Here is a 16,130-nt window from a genome sequence, read left to right as displayed (position 1 = left end):
ATATTTGGCAAAGATAATTTATCCTTGCCAAATTCAATATATGCCTTAATTTATCTTGGACAGTATTCTGAGTATTGAGGAGTTCCTAATGCAAAACCTCCTGCAACTTCATGAATCATTCCTGTTACATAACCTGAATCATCACATGCATAGTATAAAACTGCATTTGCTATATCTTCTGGTCTTCCTACTCTATTTAGAGGAACATGTCCTAAGAATGAATCTCTAAATTCATCAGTCATATTTTCGAGTGCTGCTCTAGTTCCTATTAAACCAGGTAATACTGCATTACATCTGATATTCTTTCTTGCATATTGTAATGCTATGTTTTGAGTTAAAGAGTTTATAGCGGATTTTGATACACAGTAAGCTATTCTTGATATATCTGGAACAACTGATCCTATAGTTGAGATATTAACTATACTTCCACCGCCTACTTTTTCCATATGTGGTATAGCAGCCTTTGATGGTAAGTATACACTTTGAACGTTATCTTTTAATATTCTAAAGAATTCATCTGTATCTCCAGCAGTTAAGTTCTTATCTAAATTAACATTTGTTCCACCGTAGTTATTAACTAATATATCTAATCTGCCTTCAGCTTCAGCAACTTTTTCTACCATTGAAGTGTAAGTTTCTTCTTCTCTAGCATTAAAGTAAACAAACTTAGCTACTCCACCTTGCTTTTTTATATCTGCTATAACTTCATTAGCTAATTCCTCTGAACGTGCTGCTAGATATACTAAAGCACCTTCTTTTGCTAATGCTTCTGCAGATGCACGTCCTATTCCTCTAGTAGATGATGTTACTATTGCGACTTTTCCTTCTAATCTTTTCATTATGTTCACTCCTTAAATAATATATCTATTACAAATATAAGTTTTATGCCATATGATCAAACATTTTTCCTAGTTTTGCAATTAAGTCATTTCTATCCATTGCATTATTTTCCTTCATTTTTTCTCTATTTAATTCTCCAGCTAAATAAGTGAATTTTTTTCCTAATTGTTCAAATCCATCTTTTATAACATCTTCTGGATACATTGCTGCTGCAACCGCCTTAGGGTCTGATGGCTTATTTTTTAACCAAGTAGGTGTGATTGTTGAACCAGCTGATAAAAGCATTACGTCAACATTAGTATTTGCACATTCGTAAGCAACTCCTTCTGTTACTGTCATCATATACGCTTTTTCTGCTGCATATTCTGCACAGAATGGTAATGATGTCCATCCTGATAAAGAACCTATTGTTATGAATGCACCTCTATCTCTTTCTTTGAATTCACCTACATAGTGATGTAATAATTTTGAGAATGTTCTTATATTAACTCTATACATTTGTTCATATTTAGCGTAGTCAACTTTATTATATTGTCCCATTGCATGTAAACATGCAACATACTCAACCACTCCCATATCTAGACCTTTAGTTGCTTCTATTAATTTTTCTGCAGCATCATATTCAGATAAATCTTGTGGTAATACTCTGATTTCATTTCCTGTTTCTTCATGTATTGCCTTAGCTAGCTCTTCTAATGCTTCTTTTCTTCTTCCAACTAAAATAACATCCATTCCTCTTTTAGCTAATTCGAAAGCACTAGCTTTACCTATTCCTTCTGTTGCTCCTAAAACGATTCCCCATTGTCCATATTTTTCTCTAAAATTCATATCTAAATCCTCCTAAATTCATAATAATTTATTAAGTAATCAAGATAAGTATTTCTTATCTTGCTGCTTTCTTTTTATTTGCAATATTAATTGCTACTAAGAATGTACCAAAAGTTATAACTAATAATACGATAAATATCATCCAAGTTATTTTGTATTCTCCAGTAACATCAAAGATAAATCCTGATAATGTAGGTCCTATAGCACCTCCAAGCTGGAAGAACATCATAACTACACCTAATACTGTTCCATAGTCCTTTTTACCAAACATTTCACTTGTTAAATATGATGGTCCCATTGCTGCTATAGCTGCAAACATACCAAACAATACTGCAAATACTACTGCAAGAGTTGAAACTTTACCTAATAGCAAACATATTATTGCCAATACCATGAATATTCCAACAGTAGCCATTCCTTTTTTTAATCCAGCTTTCTCTAGTAATGCGCCTATTAATACGTTAGAAACTATACCTACTATTGCAACAATTGAAGTTACTGTAGATGCAAAACTAGCACTATGACCTATACTTTGCATATAACTTGGAATATGCATTTGTACTCCTGCAAATACTACCCCTAGCAAAATTATTGCTGCTATAAAAATCCAAAATATATTTGTACCCATAGCTTCTTTTAATGTATATCCTTGTGCTTCCTTTTTAGGTGCTCTTTTAGAGTTTGATTTTGCTAATTTTTCCTCATATCCATATGGAAGCTGCCCCTTATCTGCTGGTTTTCCTTTAATTACAAATAATGAAACTAATACTGTTATTACTAACATAATTCCACCTAGGATAAAGTAACACTTTTCATATCCTATAGTTGGTATTAAATTAGAAATTATTAATATAGTTAAAAATGATCCTACATTCCCTCCTGCAAAAGCTATCCCTGTAGCTACACCTTTCTTCTTTGACGGGAACCAGTTAGTAATTACATTCGAAATTGGAATTTGAGTAATTCCTGTAGCTGACACCCCAACTATTGCAGCCAATATGTAAAATTGCCATAATTCAGTTGCTAGTCCAAATGCACCAAATGCTATTGATACTATCCCACCACTTATAGCCATAACATATCTAATATCATACTTTTTCAATAATTTACCCATTACTGGTGATGTTAACGCTGTTGCTATTGCCACAATTGTAAACACTAATGAGAATTGAGTTGCTGAGAATCCTAATGCCTCTGTAACTGGCTTAAGAAATATTGAATGTGCTAAAAATATTACTGCAAAAGGCATTGCCATTATAAAGAATGATCCCGTGGCAACTTTCCATCCATAAAACCCTTTTTTATTTTCCATAGTTACTTCCCCCACTTTGTGATTTCTTTTATTAAATATTTAAAAGTTCTTGTTAGATTGTTTTTATTCTATCTAACTAGCTACGGCAAAACAAACGAATAACTGTGGCAACTTTGTGGCATTTACATATCTTTCTAATAATCAATAAAGTACGTGACTAATTCATGATTTTACTCTTTATAATATGCTATAATTATGTTTAACAAATTTATGCAATTTAGAGGTGATATATTGAAAAAGATGATATATTTAGTCGATGATGAAGAAAATATATGTGCACTTATAAAATCATTTCTTGAAAAGGATGGCTTTATAGTAAAATCATTTAATATAGGTTCAGATTTACTTCAGGAGTTTTATAAGACTCCTGCTGATTTAGTTATTTTGGATGTAATGTTACAGGATATTGATGGAATAACAATTTGTTCTTTACTTCGTAAATTAAGTTCTGTACCAATAATTATTGTTTCTGCACTTGGTAGTGAAATTGATAAAGTAACAGCCATTAATATTGGCTGTGATGACTATATAACTAAACCATTCTCACCACTAGAGCTATTAGCAAGAATTAAAGCTATTTTTAGAAGAATTGATCTTGATCAAGTAGATAAAACAAGCCCTGCTAATTTAACTTTTGGTAATCTAATAATTGATGAAAGGAAACGTATAGCTACTATCGATGGTGAAGAAATCAATTTTACACCTACAGAACTATCACTTATAATTTACCTTATTAAAAACTCTAATCGTGCTATAAGTAGACATGAACTTTTAAGAAAAATATGGAACTTTAATTCAGATACTATAGATACTAGAGCAACAGATGATACTGTAAAAAGACTAAGAAAAAAATTATTATTATTTAATGCTAATATAACTATTCAAACTTTGAGAGGATATGGTTTTAGAATTATACAAAATGATAGCTATGAAAAATAAGCCCGTAAGTATAAGATACAAGATTCTTAGTTTCTTATTAATAGTATCAATATTATCCTCACTTATAATTTACATCCTTTTTAAATTAGTAGTATCTCCTGATATTGAAATGTATATTAGTACTAACCTACTAGATTTAACAAATACAATTGAAAGTAAATACAATCAAGATACTATTGATAAAGACATGGCTCCTGAAGAAAAATTTAAGGATTTAATTGATATATTGAGTAATGAAATTAATGATTCTAAATTAATGTCTGGTATTCATATAGCATTATTTAATAGTTCCGCTAAAGTTTTATACCCACATGATAATATTACATCTGATCTAACTAATGATTTATTAAATCAAGCTTTTACTTCAATAGACTTTAAAAATCAAAGTAATAAAAATAAGATTTTAAAACTTTACTCAAATAATAATAGTTATTATGCTTCAATAATTAAAACTGATATTTATAAAGAGGACTATCTATTGATATATCTATCTAAAGATATAATTGATTCTTTTCTTAAGCCACTTGATTATACCATGATAATAATTTTAGTTTTAACGACCATAATATCTATAGTTCTCTCTCATTTTATGGCTATATCTTTATCAAAACCCATTAGGGATCTTTCTAATATTACTAAAGATATTGCAAACGGACATTATAAACCATTAAAAAATGATAATAATATACAAGAAATCATTGAACTTAATGAAAATATAAACCATCTGGTTTATAGACTTGAAAAATATTATTCATCTCAAAAGATGGCTTTTCAAAATGCTTCACATGAATTAAGGACTCCTTTAATGTCTATTCAAGGATATGCTGAAGGAATTAAATATGGTGTGTTTGATGATTTAGATGCTCCAACTGATATTATTATAGCTGAAAGCAAGAGACTTAATGCAATAGTAGAACGTCTTTTAGAACTTTCAAAATTAGATACTTATGATTTTGAATTGAATTTAGAATACTTAAATTTATATGATGTACTTAAAGATTATTCAAATAGATTAGTAGGCATAACATATAAAGATGATTTAGAAATTTTAATTGATTGCTCTAAAAACATTCTAATCCATACTGATGAGTATTTATTATCTAAAGTTGTTCTAAATCTGCTATCTAACTGTTTAAGATATGCAAATAAGGTTGTTATCATATCTGTTGAATTAGATGATTCTTATATAAATATAAAAATAAGTGATGATGGGAAAGGTTTTGATGAAGACGATTTGAAAAATATGTTTTCTAGATTCTATAAAGGTAAGGGTGGAAAATTCGGCTTAGGATTACCTATAGCTAAATCTGCAATTACTTATCTTAATGGAGATATTAGTGCTAATAATACTGATATTGGTGCTCAATTCACTATAAAGCTTCCGTTATAAAAATAAATAGGCTAAAAATATTTTTAAATATCGTTAGCCTATTTTTAATCTCTTAAATAAATTTTTATATTTAGCAATTCCAATTTATTTCTGCTGGATTAGGCTCATCTATTACAGATGCTTTGCGTAAAGCCTCCTCCATGTTCTTGCACTCTCTTGCTGCAATTTCATCATAAACCTGAGCCTTCTCATTAACACCAATAGATGAATATGCTATGGCTGCAGCACCGTAAAATGCAAGTCCTAAAGAACTCGTTACAGTATTAATTGTTGCCGTTGTTGCTCCAATTGCCCTAGCCGCGGCTTGTGCAGCTGGATTTCCTTCTGCTTCTCTTGCAGCTATTTGAGCTTCCTTAATAATTTTCTTTGCATCTATTAATTTCATATTTCCTTCTAGCCATTCATTAGATGCATTCAATGCATTTTTTAAACGAGAATCATTAGGATAGTCTTTTTCATAAATAGGTAGAATATGCTCCCTTGCATATTCATTACACCATTTTACAATTGTATTTTTGCTTTGTGTTTCTATTAATCTCATAAGAGAAACAATATATGGTGAATCTGCCTTTCCAAGCATTTTTCGTACTTTAGCCATAATAACCCCTTTTCCTTAAATATATTTTTTAAATTTTTATTTATCTCATTGTTATATACTCATTTTTAGTAGTACTTAATCTAGTTTTTACTCATTAATGGCTTCAATTCCCTGTTCCTTAAGCTTAATTAAATTATCTTTCATATTTTTAAGTACTTCTGGCGAATGTCCTTTCCATTCACTTATTTCACCAATTACTTTCAATGGAAAGCGTGTACGATAAGAACGTGTAGGATTCCCTGGGAACTTTTTATCAGTCAAATTAGGGTCATCTTCAAATTCACCAGTAGGTTCAACTATATATATTCTTTCATCGCTATCACCAAGTGCTAGCTCTGCTCCCCAAATCGCTGCATCTAAAGTTGCTGTCATATAAACAAAATTAGCTTTGTTACCTTTACCATAATTAGATGAAAATCCTATTTCAATTAAATCTCCTATTTCAAGGTTAGCCTTAGTTCCATGATAAAAAGGTCCTTTTTCTAAAGTTACATCTAGGTTGGTTTTTATAGGTGCCTTGTCTTCAATACTCATATAAAGTCTCCTCGTCTTTTTATTATAGTTACATTATCTTAATATATATAAAGTGAAAAATATAGACTTATATCTCCATTTTATATATGCTATAATTAAGTTGAAAAGAGATGTTTACTAAATAAGAGTGACTTCTCTTTTTTTGTACTTATATTTACTGGCTACCTTACCTTCGAAGAAGCTAATATAGCAATATTTAAATACATTAAAGACTGCTATAATAAAAAAAGCTACACTCTTCTATTAATTATATGACTCCACATCAATATGAATTATTAGCTATAAGTGTAGCATAAAAAAGTTTGATTTTTTGTGTCTAAGATATTGACATAGGACCACTCATAGATTATTCTCCTACCTCGTTAAAAGCGGAGTTTCAACTCTGAATTGTTCACTCACATACTTCGCATAAGTTTCGTGGCTTTCTACAAGTTCATCATGCGTTCCGCTACCAGTGATTTTTCCTTTTTCTAAGAAATATATTTTATCGCTGTCAACAATTGTGGCAAGTCTATGTGCAATTACAAGTGTTGTTCTACCCTTCATTAAATTCGTAAGAGCACTTTGCACCATCATTTCTGATTCACTATCAAGACTTGCAGTTGCTTCATCAAGCATTAAAATTTTAGGATTACGTAAGAACGCACGAGCTATGGCAATTCTCTGACGTTGACCACCAGAAATTTTCACACCTCTTTCCCCTACTTCTGTTAATAAGCCCTCTGGCATTTCTTCTACAAATTTACGAGCATACGCTAGTTCTAATACTTTCCATAATTCATCATCACTAAATTTCCCATCTAATCCATAAGTTAAATTTTCACGAATCGTTCCTGCCATTATGGCACTGTCTTGAGAAACGAAGCCTATTTGACTACGATAATTTGTTAAATTAATATCTTTAATATCAATATCTCCAAACTTAATAGTTCCACTAGTTGGATCATAAAATCTTTCAAGCAAACTAAAGATTGTTGATTTACCACCACCAGATGGTCCTGCAAAAGCAATAATCTGACTTGGTTTTGCCTCAAAAGATACATCTGTCAAAATCATTTCATCTTTTTCATAAGAGAAAATTACGTTTTCAACTTTTAAATTTTTACCAGTCAAATCAATAATTTCTCCCCTTTGTAAATCCTCAGGTTCTTCATCAAGTAATTCTTGAACACGCTTAGTTGAACCAGCAGCTTTTGCCATTTCTGTAAACAACGTAGCTACGCTTGGTATTGCACCAATTAAGTTAAATAGATACATTAAAAAGCTCATCAATGTCCCAATTTCCATCTCACCTATGGCAATTCGATGCATACCATATGCAAGCAATCCAAAAATCATACTCATCATAACCATCATCATAATTGGCTGCATGGTTGCATCAAAAACTGCCTCTTTCTTACCAACTTTAAAAAGTCTATCTACTTCCTTGTTTGCACGAAGTTGTACCTGTTTTTCAGCATTTGATGTTTTCACTAAGCGAATCTCACTTAATGTTTCACTGGCAACCCCATTAAATTCAGCTAGTGCATCTTGTCGCATATGTCCAACTTTCGTTCCAAAACTAAATATCGGTAACATAATAATTACCACGATAGGAACGACTACGAGCATCGCCACACACATACGCCAATCCATACGAATCATCATATATACAGAGCCTAATATTAAGATAATACTCGATAGAGTTTGCGGGAATGTAGTAGCAAGTAATTGTTTCACTTGTGATGTGTCATTTACTAGACGACTTGAAATTTCACCTGCTTTTACTGTATCAAAGTATTTTACTTTAAGTGTTACCAGTTTAAACCAGAGATTTTTTCTTAGGTTTTGAATAACATTTTCGCCAAAAACCCCTAATATTGTTCCAGCGATAGCTGAAATAATAGCTGCAGCTACAAAAAGAAATACAACCTTTGCTAATAAAGTATAATCTATGCCTTTCGAGAAGTTGTTAACTAACGATGATGCTAATTTGGGTACGTAAATTTGTACACTAGATGAAATAAGTAATAACAAACTTCCAATAATTAATAGATAATATTTAGGTCTTGTTGTTTTAATCAGTTTGGCAAATTGTTTTAAAGAGAACTTTGTTCCGTCTTTACGAATATCTCCGCCACCTTCTGGTCTTCCTCCACTCATTATTTGTGCTCCCTTCCAAAGAATTTACCATCTCCACCGAATATACCATGAAAATCTCCGCCAAAGCCCCTATGTATATCATTTCCGAAGCCACTACGCTCTAACATTTGCTCTCTAGCACGACCGAAATGAGCAGATATTTTACTGAAATGTTTCCAACGTTTGTCATCACCAAAAATCTCATTTAACTTTTCATTAAATTCATCACTTGAGATATTTTCATTAATACGGTTTAAGTATCTATCAAGTGTTTCTAACTCCTCTTCAGTGAAGTTTTTAAACATTTCATCTTTCAAACCTGAAGAAATTTTTCCTTTATCCCTTATGCTTTCTCTACCTTTATCGGTTAATTCTACAAAAATAACACGTGCATCATTTTCTGATTTAACACGATTAGCAGTTCCTGCTTCTTCTAATTTTTTAATTATTTGCGTAACACTAGAAGGTTTGATATCCAAGTATTCAGCGATACGGCCAGCAGTAACATTTTCCTCTTTTTCTAGTAATCTTAGAGTTTCAAAAGCATTGTCAGACTTTTCTTCTACTTTATTTGCAAAAATCAGAAACGGCTGATATGTAATCTCCATTAATTTATTTAATATATTATTCTTATTCATGTGATTAACCTCCACAATAATTTATTTAGTTTATATATTAACTAACGAAATAAATTGTAACCTTGTTTATTTAGTTTGTCAATAACCAAACTAAATATTTTTTTACTTATTATAAGTTTTATAATTAATTAGGCAATATATTTATATTAAATAAAGAGATACCTTAATAGATATCTCTAAAATTGAAATGTTTTAAAATTACTTAATATATGCAATATTTTATTTATTTAAAATTATAGTTTTTGCATCAACTTGAACAGGATAACTTTCTCTTATTTTTCCTGTAATAAATACTCCTTTGCCTAATCTAATATTAGCTCCAAAATCTGTGTTAAATGGCGTTAATACTTGTATAGAACTATCAATTTTACTACCAGTGATTTTTGATAATATATTTCTGATTTCTTCAGGTGTTTTATACCCTGAATTTAATTCATTTGTTAATTTTAAAATATTTTCAAGAATTTTATTAATTTCAGTAAATATTGGATCCTCATTTGAAATAAACTCTCTTGTTTGTATCTTCTCTAATAACTCTCTACTCATTATATCCCCCTTAATTAGCAAATATCGCTATGTGTATACCATATAGTAGACTTTATTAATAACTCTATTCTGCCTTTATAATCAATATATAAATTTATTCTATCACTTAGAGTTAACTCCAAATCAATAAAAAACTACTCTTATTTCCTTAATATTTTTACTTATGATAAGTTTTTCCCTGTATCCTACATAAAAAAGCTTAAACTTTTTCTTATACAATATAATTAAGATTATTTCAAATTCAAGTTTTGATTATATATTTCTATAAAAAAAGAAGATAGGCTTTCACCTATCTTACTAATCACAGCTTATTCCTCTTTTCTTTTATCATCTTCACTAATATGCTGTATTCCTACAAATACAAGGTTTATTAGATCTCTTATAGTTTTCCATTGAGATTCATTTGAATCAAGATAGTAATAATTTTTTGTTCCTTCTTTGCGGACATTTACAATTTCTGCTCTTTTTAATATTTGCAGATGATGAGAGACAGCAGGTCTAGAAAGATGAGTTTTCTTTGAAATTTCTCCTACTCTGATCCCATTAAAATCACTTTCTAAAAGAGTAAGTAAAATTAATTGTCTAGTTTCATCTCCTATAGCATGAATAGCTTCTCCGCAGATTTTAAATTTTGATGCTATTTCTTCTAATCGTTCTTTGCATTCATTTTCCATACTTTTTCTCCTAATCTTTATAAATATCTAACCATAGCTTCCTCTTTTTTAGTAGTTCTTCTATATTTCACATTTGGGTATCCAATTACCAAAGTTGTTACTACATTATCCCCATGTTTTAAGTTTAAAATTCTACGTAATTTTCTTGAATAGTTTGCTACACTTGTAAAGAATCCACTATACAATACCCCTAAACCATAAGATTCTGCCATTAAAGCCATATTGCCTGCTGCAAGAGAACCACTCACTTTATCCTTAGTTACCACCATAATTGCAACTGGTGCTTTCTTAAAGAAGAAATTATCATCAATGGTAACTTCTCTTGCATCTTTCATCCAAAGTTTTGCAAAGCCTTGAATTTTTCTGAAAAATTTTACTGCAACTTCCTCGTACTTTCCTTTATCTTCACCTAAAACAATATATGATACATTTTGAGCATTCTTAGCACTTGGAGTTATTCGTCCTGCCTCAATAATTTGCTGTATAATCTCCAAAGGAACTTTTTTATCCTTAAACTTACGAATAGTCCTTCTTGTTTTAAGTGCCATTAATAAATCCTTTGGATTTAGTGTAGATTCCTCTGTAATTTCCATTGTTTTTTCACTAAATCCAGTTAAAGTAATAGCAGCTTTAGGACAAATAGCTTCGCAATGTCCACACTTAATACAATCCTGATTTTTAATTACTGCTTTTTTTTCTTTAATGATAATATTATTTACTGGACAATCACCACTGCAAAGCCCACAACCAATACAAAGATTTTTATCTACTTGAATAATATGATCTTTCATAAATACATTTCCTACCTTCCGTTCATTTGTTTAAACCATTATAGCAAATAGATATTCTTTTTGTTCATTGGTAAAGAAATTGATTACCATTACTTAAATTTCAAATTAATATTTAGGTCTTTAATCACTTATCCAATACTATAAAATAATATTTTAATAATACGATTTACTAGCAGAATAAAAATCTATCATAGTAAAGTATATTAGTTGATTTCTAGTCACTAGAAACTATAATGTTACTAAGCCTTTATGTAATCTATCTAAAACATGCTTTGCAAATTTATAATTACCTTTCAATTTTCACATAGCTATACCTTACTTATAATATGATATTTTTATATTTTAAAACCTTATAACCCTAGTCTTGTAATCACTTTGCAAGAAAACCTCACTTATTTGTGATACAATTCTCAGTATCAGTAGTAAGTGAGGTTTTTGCATTTTATTCTTATATGTATATTCTACATAATTATGGTATAATTCTAAAACATAATTTTTTTAATACATCATTTAAAAATTAAGATTAAATTTCTTGACCTTGATATAGAAGTTAAAGGCAAAGAAAAAAGTGCCCCATCCTGCAAAGATTAGCACTTTTTCTTAATAAATATGAAGGTATAGTAATAATAATAAATTAAAATTCTTTTCGCTTATATATAGCAAGAGAGATAAAATAAGAAGATATAAATATTATCACACTAATAACAATACAAATTATTCTATAAATCATATTTGCATTGTTTAGTTTAATCAAGTATGGTGTTAAAATTGCACTTCCAGCATTAAATAAACATAGAGTAATTGCAACGGAAATACATAGCATTATCTCTGATTTATCTGCTCCGAATTTTAATACTAATGGATATAAAAATGCTGGAACTAAAAGAGCAAATATAATTCCAAAACTATATCCATAGCCTACTCCTTCAAGGTTCGTTGGTTGAGCTGAAATAACAGAGAATAATACTACAGTTAATGTGGCAAGTAAAATTCCTATAACAGAAAAAATTAGGAATGAAATGTATCTTGCCATTACAACATTACGTATTTTTACTGGTAAAGTTTTTTCATATTTGCTCCAATTTGAAGTGTTATCCTTTTGAAGTGCAGTGCCAGTTAAACCTACAAAAGCCCCTATTTGTCCAATCATCAATATTGATAAAAAGCCGTCATTGCTTTGAAATCGCATTGCTCCAATTATGACCGCAACATTTACAACAATGCAAAAAGCTATTGTCCATCTTAAAGAACTGCCAACTGAATAGAAATTATTTCTTATTAAACCTTTCATTTTGTTTGTTCTCCTTTCGTAATAAGTGGTAAAATTTCATCAATGCTTGTTACATCTAAAGTAACATTTGGATATTTTTTTAAAAAACTAATTTTATCCGAAATTAAAACCTCAATCTGTAAGCCTCTTTTCCTGTAAGAAATATATTCAGATTTTTGAAGTTTATCAAAATCATTTCGTTTCATACGGGCAATACCATAATCATAAATTAAAGTATCTTTGCTTTCCATTAAAATAACTTTACCATTATCAATAACCGCAATATAATCAGCAATTTTTTCAAGATCACTGGATATATGAGATGATATTAAAATAGAGTTATTCTCATCTTCCACAAAATCTAAAAATGTATCCAGAATTTCTTCTCTTATAACTGGGTCAAGACCAGCTGTAGCTTCATCTAAAATTAGAAATCTAGCTTTATGAGAAAGAGCAATACTGATTGATAATTTCATAGTCATACCACGAGAAAATGTTTTTATCTTTTTATCACTCGGAATTTTGAACTTTTCAAGATAGGAAAAAAATAAATCTTTATCCCAATTTTTATAGATGTCCGACAAAATCTTTTCTATATTTTTAGCAGTTAAATCTTCGTGGAAATTAACTGTATCAAATACAACACCAATGTCTTCTTTAATAGAAGTGATATCATCAGTCATATCGCAACCAAAAAATTTTACTGTTCCACTATCCTTTTTAATAATATTTAAAATTGAATTAATTGTGGTGCTTTTTCCAGCACCATTTTTCCCCACAAACCCCAAAATGGAGCCTTTAGGGATACTAAAAGTCACATTATCTAATTTGAAATCCGTATTTTCATAAACCTTACAAAGGTTTTCAACTTTTAAAGCATAATCCATTTATTAATTCTCCTCATAGAATATTTTAAGTAGTTCTGTTATTTTTTCTAACTTAATACCATTGGTGCGAGCAATATCAGCCGCTATCATTAAATGCTCTTCAACTTGTTTTTGCCGCTCTTCTTGTATGAAATCTTTATTCTGAGCAGCTACAAAGCTTCCTCTTCCAACGGAGGTTTCAATAAAACCATCTCGTGTCAAGTCTTCATAAGCCTTTTGAACAGTGATTACACTAACATGAATTGTTTTAGCAAGTGAACGCATAGAAGGAATTGGATCACCTGTTTTTAACTCTCCACTCATAATCATAGCTTTCATTTGTGATGTTATTTGCTCGTAGATTGGCTTACTTGTATTACTACTGATTATAATTTCCACGTAGTACCTCCTTCCGTAATGTAGTGTACTTATCGTACAAGTACATTATAGGAAATAAATACCATACTGTCAAGACATAAAAAATAGCAGACTATATTTCAAGTCTGCCAAAGAGTATATAGACACTTGGTATTTCATCACCTTTTTATTAAGTCTGAACTATGCATTTTTTCTGTTTCTATACTTTTTCCTTCGATAAATTCAGTAATTAAAAAATCCTTCTTATTTCTTGTAGAAAAAATAATAGGCGCTAAGCCTAATTTTGATGCTTTAATATTTGCATCTTGTTCTTTTTCCCTGCTTAAATCTAGATATTCATTTTGATTACTGTTAATCCTTAATACATAAAATTTATTATCCACTTTTATCTTATAAGTAATATTTTATAAACCACCATTCTTAAAGTAATAAACTAATTATAAATAAACAGTGCTAAAATAATAACTGCAACAGGTACCATAACTAAAGTACTACAAATAGACACAAATGTTTTAACTCTTTTATCATCTTTTAATATCTTCTTAATTACTAAGTACAAACCTATTCCAATAATTCCACCAAAGGTATTTGTAATTATATCAGTTATATCACTCGCCCCTATTGCAAACACATATTGAATAACTTCAAACAATATTGATATTCCTGCTATCTTAACTATATTTTTGCCTATCTTAGAGTTTTTCAAAAATATATTAATATAAATTCCTAAAGGAATAAACAAAATCACGTTACCCCAAATATCAAGGCTATTATAATATCCGTTAATAATATCATTAAAAGGAATCAAATTAATACTTCTAGAAAAATATCTTCCACCACTAAATAACTCCATAGGTGAAACATACTTAAAAAGAATATTCCACAGCAAAAATAAAATATAAAAAATAAAACTTAGCATAAATAAACTATTGATTATCTTCTTTTTCACATTCTCACTCCTTTTCAATAAATCTAATGAATCATAATATACAATAGTAAACTTCTATATGTTATGAAAATACTATTTTGCGTAAGTTATACTTGCTATTATCTTCACTTAATAATTCAGCTTAAAAATGTACTTATAATTGCAATTACAATGTATATATAAGGTTCCAATTTTAAAATAATACTATCTGTAGAAGAAGGCTCAGCTGCAGTCGTATTAGACAGTTTATAAAAAATTTTACTCATAGCCATAAAAATAATCAATCCTAAAATAGCTCCTAGTACATTCATTATTAAATCATCAATATCAGAGGCACGATGAGTAAATAATTGTCCAATTTCAATGATAAGTGAAAATACTACCCCTGCACATAATGTAGGTAAAAATCTTCTAAATTTTTGCCATAAAACAGGTAATAAAAATCCAAATGGCATAAAAAATATTATATTAAGTATAGTTGAAATTTCAATTCCATTGCTAAAAGGAATAAAATTTATAATAGGATTAAATATTGATTTATTTAATTTTAAAGATGTTTGCAAATCACTTATTGAAGGAAAACCTACTACATCTTTTAATGCAATCATTAAGTATAGAATAAAAAGATATCCAAAAAAGTAATGCTGCCATTTAATTTTCCCTTTAATATTATTAGTACTTTTATTTAAACAAATATTTAAAATAGTTATTAAAATCAATGCTAATGCCATGGATATTATATAACTTTTCATCATAATAATTTAACCTCCTCATTTATTATTCAATTAAAACTTTATCATTTACAAATATAGTATATACTTCTAATATTAAGATAATATTGCTAAATTTCTTAATTTTTTCTTATATCTACAAATGTAAATCCTTAAATACAAATATATAATAGATTTATTTATTGTTTTAAAATAGAAAAACTATATAAATAACTAAAAAAAATTAACCACAATATGTACTTTGGGTTAATTTATTTCCCAGTACATATATTGTGGTTAATTTAAAAAGTCTATCTAAATCTACAAGTAAACTTTATGTTTCTATGCTTTATGATTAGTCATAATATTTTTTACTTCTTCAATGAATTCTGGCTTTATTAATTGTAGCATTTTCGGAATGAAAGTAGCCATATATTCTGCATTGAAAGTACCTTCATCTTGCTTTGCAAAACTTTCGCTAAGTAATTCTTTTGCTTTACCTTGATTTTGTTCTTCTACTCTATCCATTATAAAATTAAAAAATCTTTCTTGCCCGTTGTTCATTGTAATTCTCCTTATTAAAGCATTTTTTCATTATACTATTTGAAATATTGATTTCATTATACTATATATTTTTTATTAATGTTATATATAGTTTATTTTGTAAAGTAACTTTAATTTAAAATATTATACTAATGGTCCAATTGATAGAAATTCACAAATAAAAACTAAAATAAAGAAATTTAGTAATGATAATACAATATAAA

At 29.1% G+C, this 16,130-nt stretch carries 19 protein-coding genes; 2 read left to right on the top strand and 17 right to left on the bottom strand.

From position 1 onward, the window contains the following. Positions 1-50 precede the first annotated feature (50 nt). From hdhA to JOC62_RS01300, 3 genes are read right to left on the bottom strand one after another with little or no spacing between them, the layout of a single operon-like run. Positions 51-839 carry a 7alpha-hydroxysteroid dehydrogenase gene (gene hdhA, locus JOC62_RS01310; protein WP_204593350.1) on the bottom strand — a complete coding sequence of 263 codons (789 nt, stop codon included), beginning with the start codon at positions 837-839 and terminating at the stop codon, positions 51-53. Between the two features lie 43 nt (positions 840-882). Further along, complete coding sequence (gene hdhB / locus JOC62_RS01305) at positions 883-1,668, bottom strand: 7beta-hydroxysteroid dehydrogenase (protein WP_204593349.1); 786 nt, start codon at positions 1,666-1,668, stop codon at positions 883-885. A gap of 55 nt (positions 1,669-1,723) precedes the next feature. Next, a complete protein-coding gene (locus JOC62_RS01300) occupies positions 1,724-2,980 on the bottom strand; it encodes an MFS transporter (RefSeq protein ID WP_204593348.1) in 1,257 nt (418 codons plus the stop codon). 240 nt (positions 2,981-3,220) lie between these two features. On the opposite strand from JOC62_RS01300, the gene JOC62_RS01295 reads away from it, so the two are divergent. Both JOC62_RS01295 and JOC62_RS01290 read left to right on the top strand, forming a co-directional pair. Continuing rightward, positions 3,221-3,919 carry a response regulator transcription factor gene (locus tag JOC62_RS01295; protein WP_243424989.1) on the top strand — a complete coding sequence of 233 codons (699 nt, stop codon included), beginning with the start codon at positions 3,221-3,223 and terminating at the stop codon, positions 3,917-3,919. Continuing rightward, positions 3,879-5,309 (top strand): sensor histidine kinase, encoded by a 1,431-nt coding sequence (locus JOC62_RS01290; RefSeq protein WP_204593347.1) that lies wholly within the window; start codon positions 3,879-3,881, stop codon positions 5,307-5,309. The genes JOC62_RS01295 and JOC62_RS01290 overlap by 41 nt, the downstream gene beginning before the upstream one ends. Positions 5,310-5,379: 70 nt before the next feature. Here JOC62_RS01290 and JOC62_RS01285 read toward each other — a convergent pair whose 3' ends face one another. The 14 genes from JOC62_RS01285 to JOC62_RS01220 all read right to left on the bottom strand — a co-directional run bounded on the left by JOC62_RS01285 (position 5,380) and on the right by JOC62_RS01220 (position 15,927). Continuing rightward, positions 5,380-5,907: a putative immunity protein gene (locus JOC62_RS01285; protein ID WP_204593346.1), complete on the bottom strand. Its 528-nt coding sequence runs from the start codon at positions 5,905-5,907 to the stop codon at positions 5,380-5,382. Between the two features lie 87 nt (positions 5,908-5,994). Continuing rightward, positions 5,995-6,441 (bottom strand): NAD(+)--rifampin ADP-ribosyltransferase, encoded by a 447-nt coding sequence (gene arr, locus JOC62_RS01280; protein WP_204593345.1) that lies wholly within the window; start codon positions 6,439-6,441, stop codon positions 5,995-5,997. A 354-nt stretch (positions 6,442-6,795) separates the two neighbouring features. Then, a complete protein-coding gene (locus JOC62_RS01275; RefSeq protein WP_204593344.1) occupies positions 6,796-8,583 on the bottom strand; it encodes an ABC transporter ATP-binding protein in 1,788 nt (595 codons plus the stop codon). Beyond that, the gene (locus tag JOC62_RS01270; RefSeq protein WP_204593343.1) at positions 8,583-9,200 is read right to left on the bottom strand and encodes a MarR family winged helix-turn-helix transcriptional regulator; all 618 of its coding nucleotides are present in this window, start codon (positions 9,198-9,200) and stop codon (positions 8,583-8,585) included. The genes JOC62_RS01275 and JOC62_RS01270 overlap by 1 nt, the downstream gene beginning before the upstream one ends. A gap of 219 nt (positions 9,201-9,419) precedes the next feature. Further along, the gene (locus tag JOC62_RS01265) at positions 9,420-9,746 is read right to left on the bottom strand and encodes an LbetaH domain-containing protein (RefSeq protein ID WP_204593342.1); all 327 of its coding nucleotides are present in this window, start codon (positions 9,744-9,746) and stop codon (positions 9,420-9,422) included. Positions 9,747-10,054: 308 nt separating this feature from the next. Then, positions 10,055-10,420: an ArsR/SmtB family transcription factor gene (locus JOC62_RS01260; RefSeq protein ID WP_204593341.1), complete on the bottom strand. Its 366-nt coding sequence runs from the start codon at positions 10,418-10,420 to the stop codon at positions 10,055-10,057. Between the two features lie 17 nt (positions 10,421-10,437). Continuing rightward, complete coding sequence (locus JOC62_RS01255) at positions 10,438-11,211, bottom strand: nitroreductase family protein (RefSeq protein WP_204593340.1); 774 nt, start codon at positions 11,209-11,211, stop codon at positions 10,438-10,440. Positions 11,212-11,845: 634 nt separating this feature from the next. Further along, the gene (locus tag JOC62_RS01250) at positions 11,846-12,502 is read right to left on the bottom strand and encodes an ABC-2 transporter permease (protein WP_204593339.1); all 657 of its coding nucleotides are present in this window, start codon (positions 12,500-12,502) and stop codon (positions 11,846-11,848) included. Next, the gene (locus tag JOC62_RS01245) at positions 12,499-13,368 is read right to left on the bottom strand and encodes an ABC transporter ATP-binding protein (RefSeq protein ID WP_204593338.1); all 870 of its coding nucleotides are present in this window, start codon (positions 13,366-13,368) and stop codon (positions 12,499-12,501) included. Before JOC62_RS01245 ends, JOC62_RS01250 begins: the two co-directional genes overlap by 4 nt. Positions 13,369-13,371: 3 nt before the next feature. After that, positions 13,372-13,746 (bottom strand): GntR family transcriptional regulator, encoded by a 375-nt coding sequence (locus tag JOC62_RS01240; protein ID WP_204593337.1) that lies wholly within the window; start codon positions 13,744-13,746, stop codon positions 13,372-13,374. A gap of 137 nt (positions 13,747-13,883) precedes the next feature. Further along, positions 13,884-14,108 (bottom strand): protein kinase family protein, encoded by a 225-nt coding sequence (locus JOC62_RS01235; protein ID WP_204593336.1) that lies wholly within the window; start codon positions 14,106-14,108, stop codon positions 13,884-13,886. Positions 14,109-14,158: 50 nt separating this feature from the next. Then, the gene (locus JOC62_RS01230; protein ID WP_204593335.1) at positions 14,159-14,674 is read right to left on the bottom strand and encodes a VanZ family protein; all 516 of its coding nucleotides are present in this window, start codon (positions 14,672-14,674) and stop codon (positions 14,159-14,161) included. Between the two features lie 116 nt (positions 14,675-14,790). Next, positions 14,791-15,408, bottom strand: a complete 618-nt coding sequence (locus tag JOC62_RS01225) for a VanZ family protein (RefSeq protein ID WP_243424977.1) — start codon at positions 15,406-15,408, stop codon at positions 14,791-14,793. 297 nt (positions 15,409-15,705) lie between these two features. Further along, positions 15,706-15,927 (bottom strand): hypothetical protein, encoded by a 222-nt coding sequence (locus tag JOC62_RS01220; protein ID WP_204593334.1) that lies wholly within the window; start codon positions 15,925-15,927, stop codon positions 15,706-15,708. Positions 15,928-16,130 lie beyond the last annotated feature (203 nt).

The sequence above is a fragment of the Clostridium sardiniense genome (assembly GCF_016907995.1).
Classification (GTDB): domain Bacteria; phylum Bacillota; class Clostridia; order Clostridiales; family Clostridiaceae; genus Clostridium; species Clostridium sardiniense.
The sequence above is the reverse complement of the archived record's forward strand: the minus strand, read 5'-3'. Positions and strand labels throughout refer to the sequence as shown.

Excerpts from the sequence above, each read along its gene's own strand:
- hdhA (WP_204593350.1), bottom strand. The coding sequence starts at position 839 with ATGAAAAGATTAGAAGGAAAAGTCGCAATAGTAACATCATCTACTAGA.
- hdhB (WP_204593349.1), bottom strand. The coding sequence starts at position 1,668 with ATGAATTTTAGAGAAAAATATGGACAATGGGGAATCGTTTTAGGAGCA.
- JOC62_RS01300 (WP_204593348.1), bottom strand. The coding sequence starts at position 2,980 with ATGGAAAATAAAAAAGGGTTTTATGGATGGAAAGTTGCCACGGGATCA.
- JOC62_RS01295 (WP_243424989.1), top strand. The coding sequence starts at position 3,221 with ATGATATATTTAGTCGATGATGAAGAAAATATATGTGCACTTATAAAA.
- JOC62_RS01290 (WP_204593347.1), top strand. The coding sequence starts at position 3,879 with ATGGTTTTAGAATTATACAAAATGATAGCTATGAAAAATAAGCCCGTA.
- JOC62_RS01285 (WP_204593346.1), bottom strand. The coding sequence starts at position 5,907 with ATGGCTAAAGTACGAAAAATGCTTGGAAAGGCAGATTCACCATATATT.
- arr (WP_204593345.1), bottom strand. The coding sequence starts at position 6,441 with ATGAGTATTGAAGACAAGGCACCTATAAAAACCAACCTAGATGTAACT.
- JOC62_RS01275 (WP_204593344.1), bottom strand. The coding sequence starts at position 8,583 with ATGAGTGGAGGAAGACCAGAAGGTGGCGGAGATATTCGTAAAGACGGA.
- JOC62_RS01270 (WP_204593343.1), bottom strand. The coding sequence starts at position 9,200 with ATGAATAAGAATAATATATTAAATAAATTAATGGAGATTACATATCAG.
- JOC62_RS01265 (WP_204593342.1), bottom strand. The coding sequence starts at position 9,746 with ATGAGTAGAGAGTTATTAGAGAAGATACAAACAAGAGAGTTTATTTCA.
- JOC62_RS01260 (WP_204593341.1), bottom strand. The coding sequence starts at position 10,420 with ATGGAAAATGAATGCAAAGAACGATTAGAAGAAATAGCATCAAAATTT.
- JOC62_RS01255 (WP_204593340.1), bottom strand. The coding sequence starts at position 11,211 with ATGAAAGATCATATTATTCAAGTAGATAAAAATCTTTGTATTGGTTGT.
- JOC62_RS01250 (WP_204593339.1), bottom strand. The coding sequence starts at position 12,502 with ATGAAAGGTTTAATAAGAAATAATTTCTATTCAGTTGGCAGTTCTTTA.
- JOC62_RS01245 (WP_204593338.1), bottom strand. The coding sequence starts at position 13,368 with ATGGATTATGCTTTAAAAGTTGAAAACCTTTGTAAGGTTTATGAAAAT.
- JOC62_RS01225 (WP_243424977.1), bottom strand. The coding sequence starts at position 15,408 with ATGATGAAAAGTTATATAATATCCATGGCATTAGCATTGATTTTAATA.
- JOC62_RS01220 (WP_204593334.1), bottom strand. The coding sequence starts at position 15,927 with ATGAACAACGGGCAAGAAAGATTTTTTAATTTTATAATGGATAGAGTA.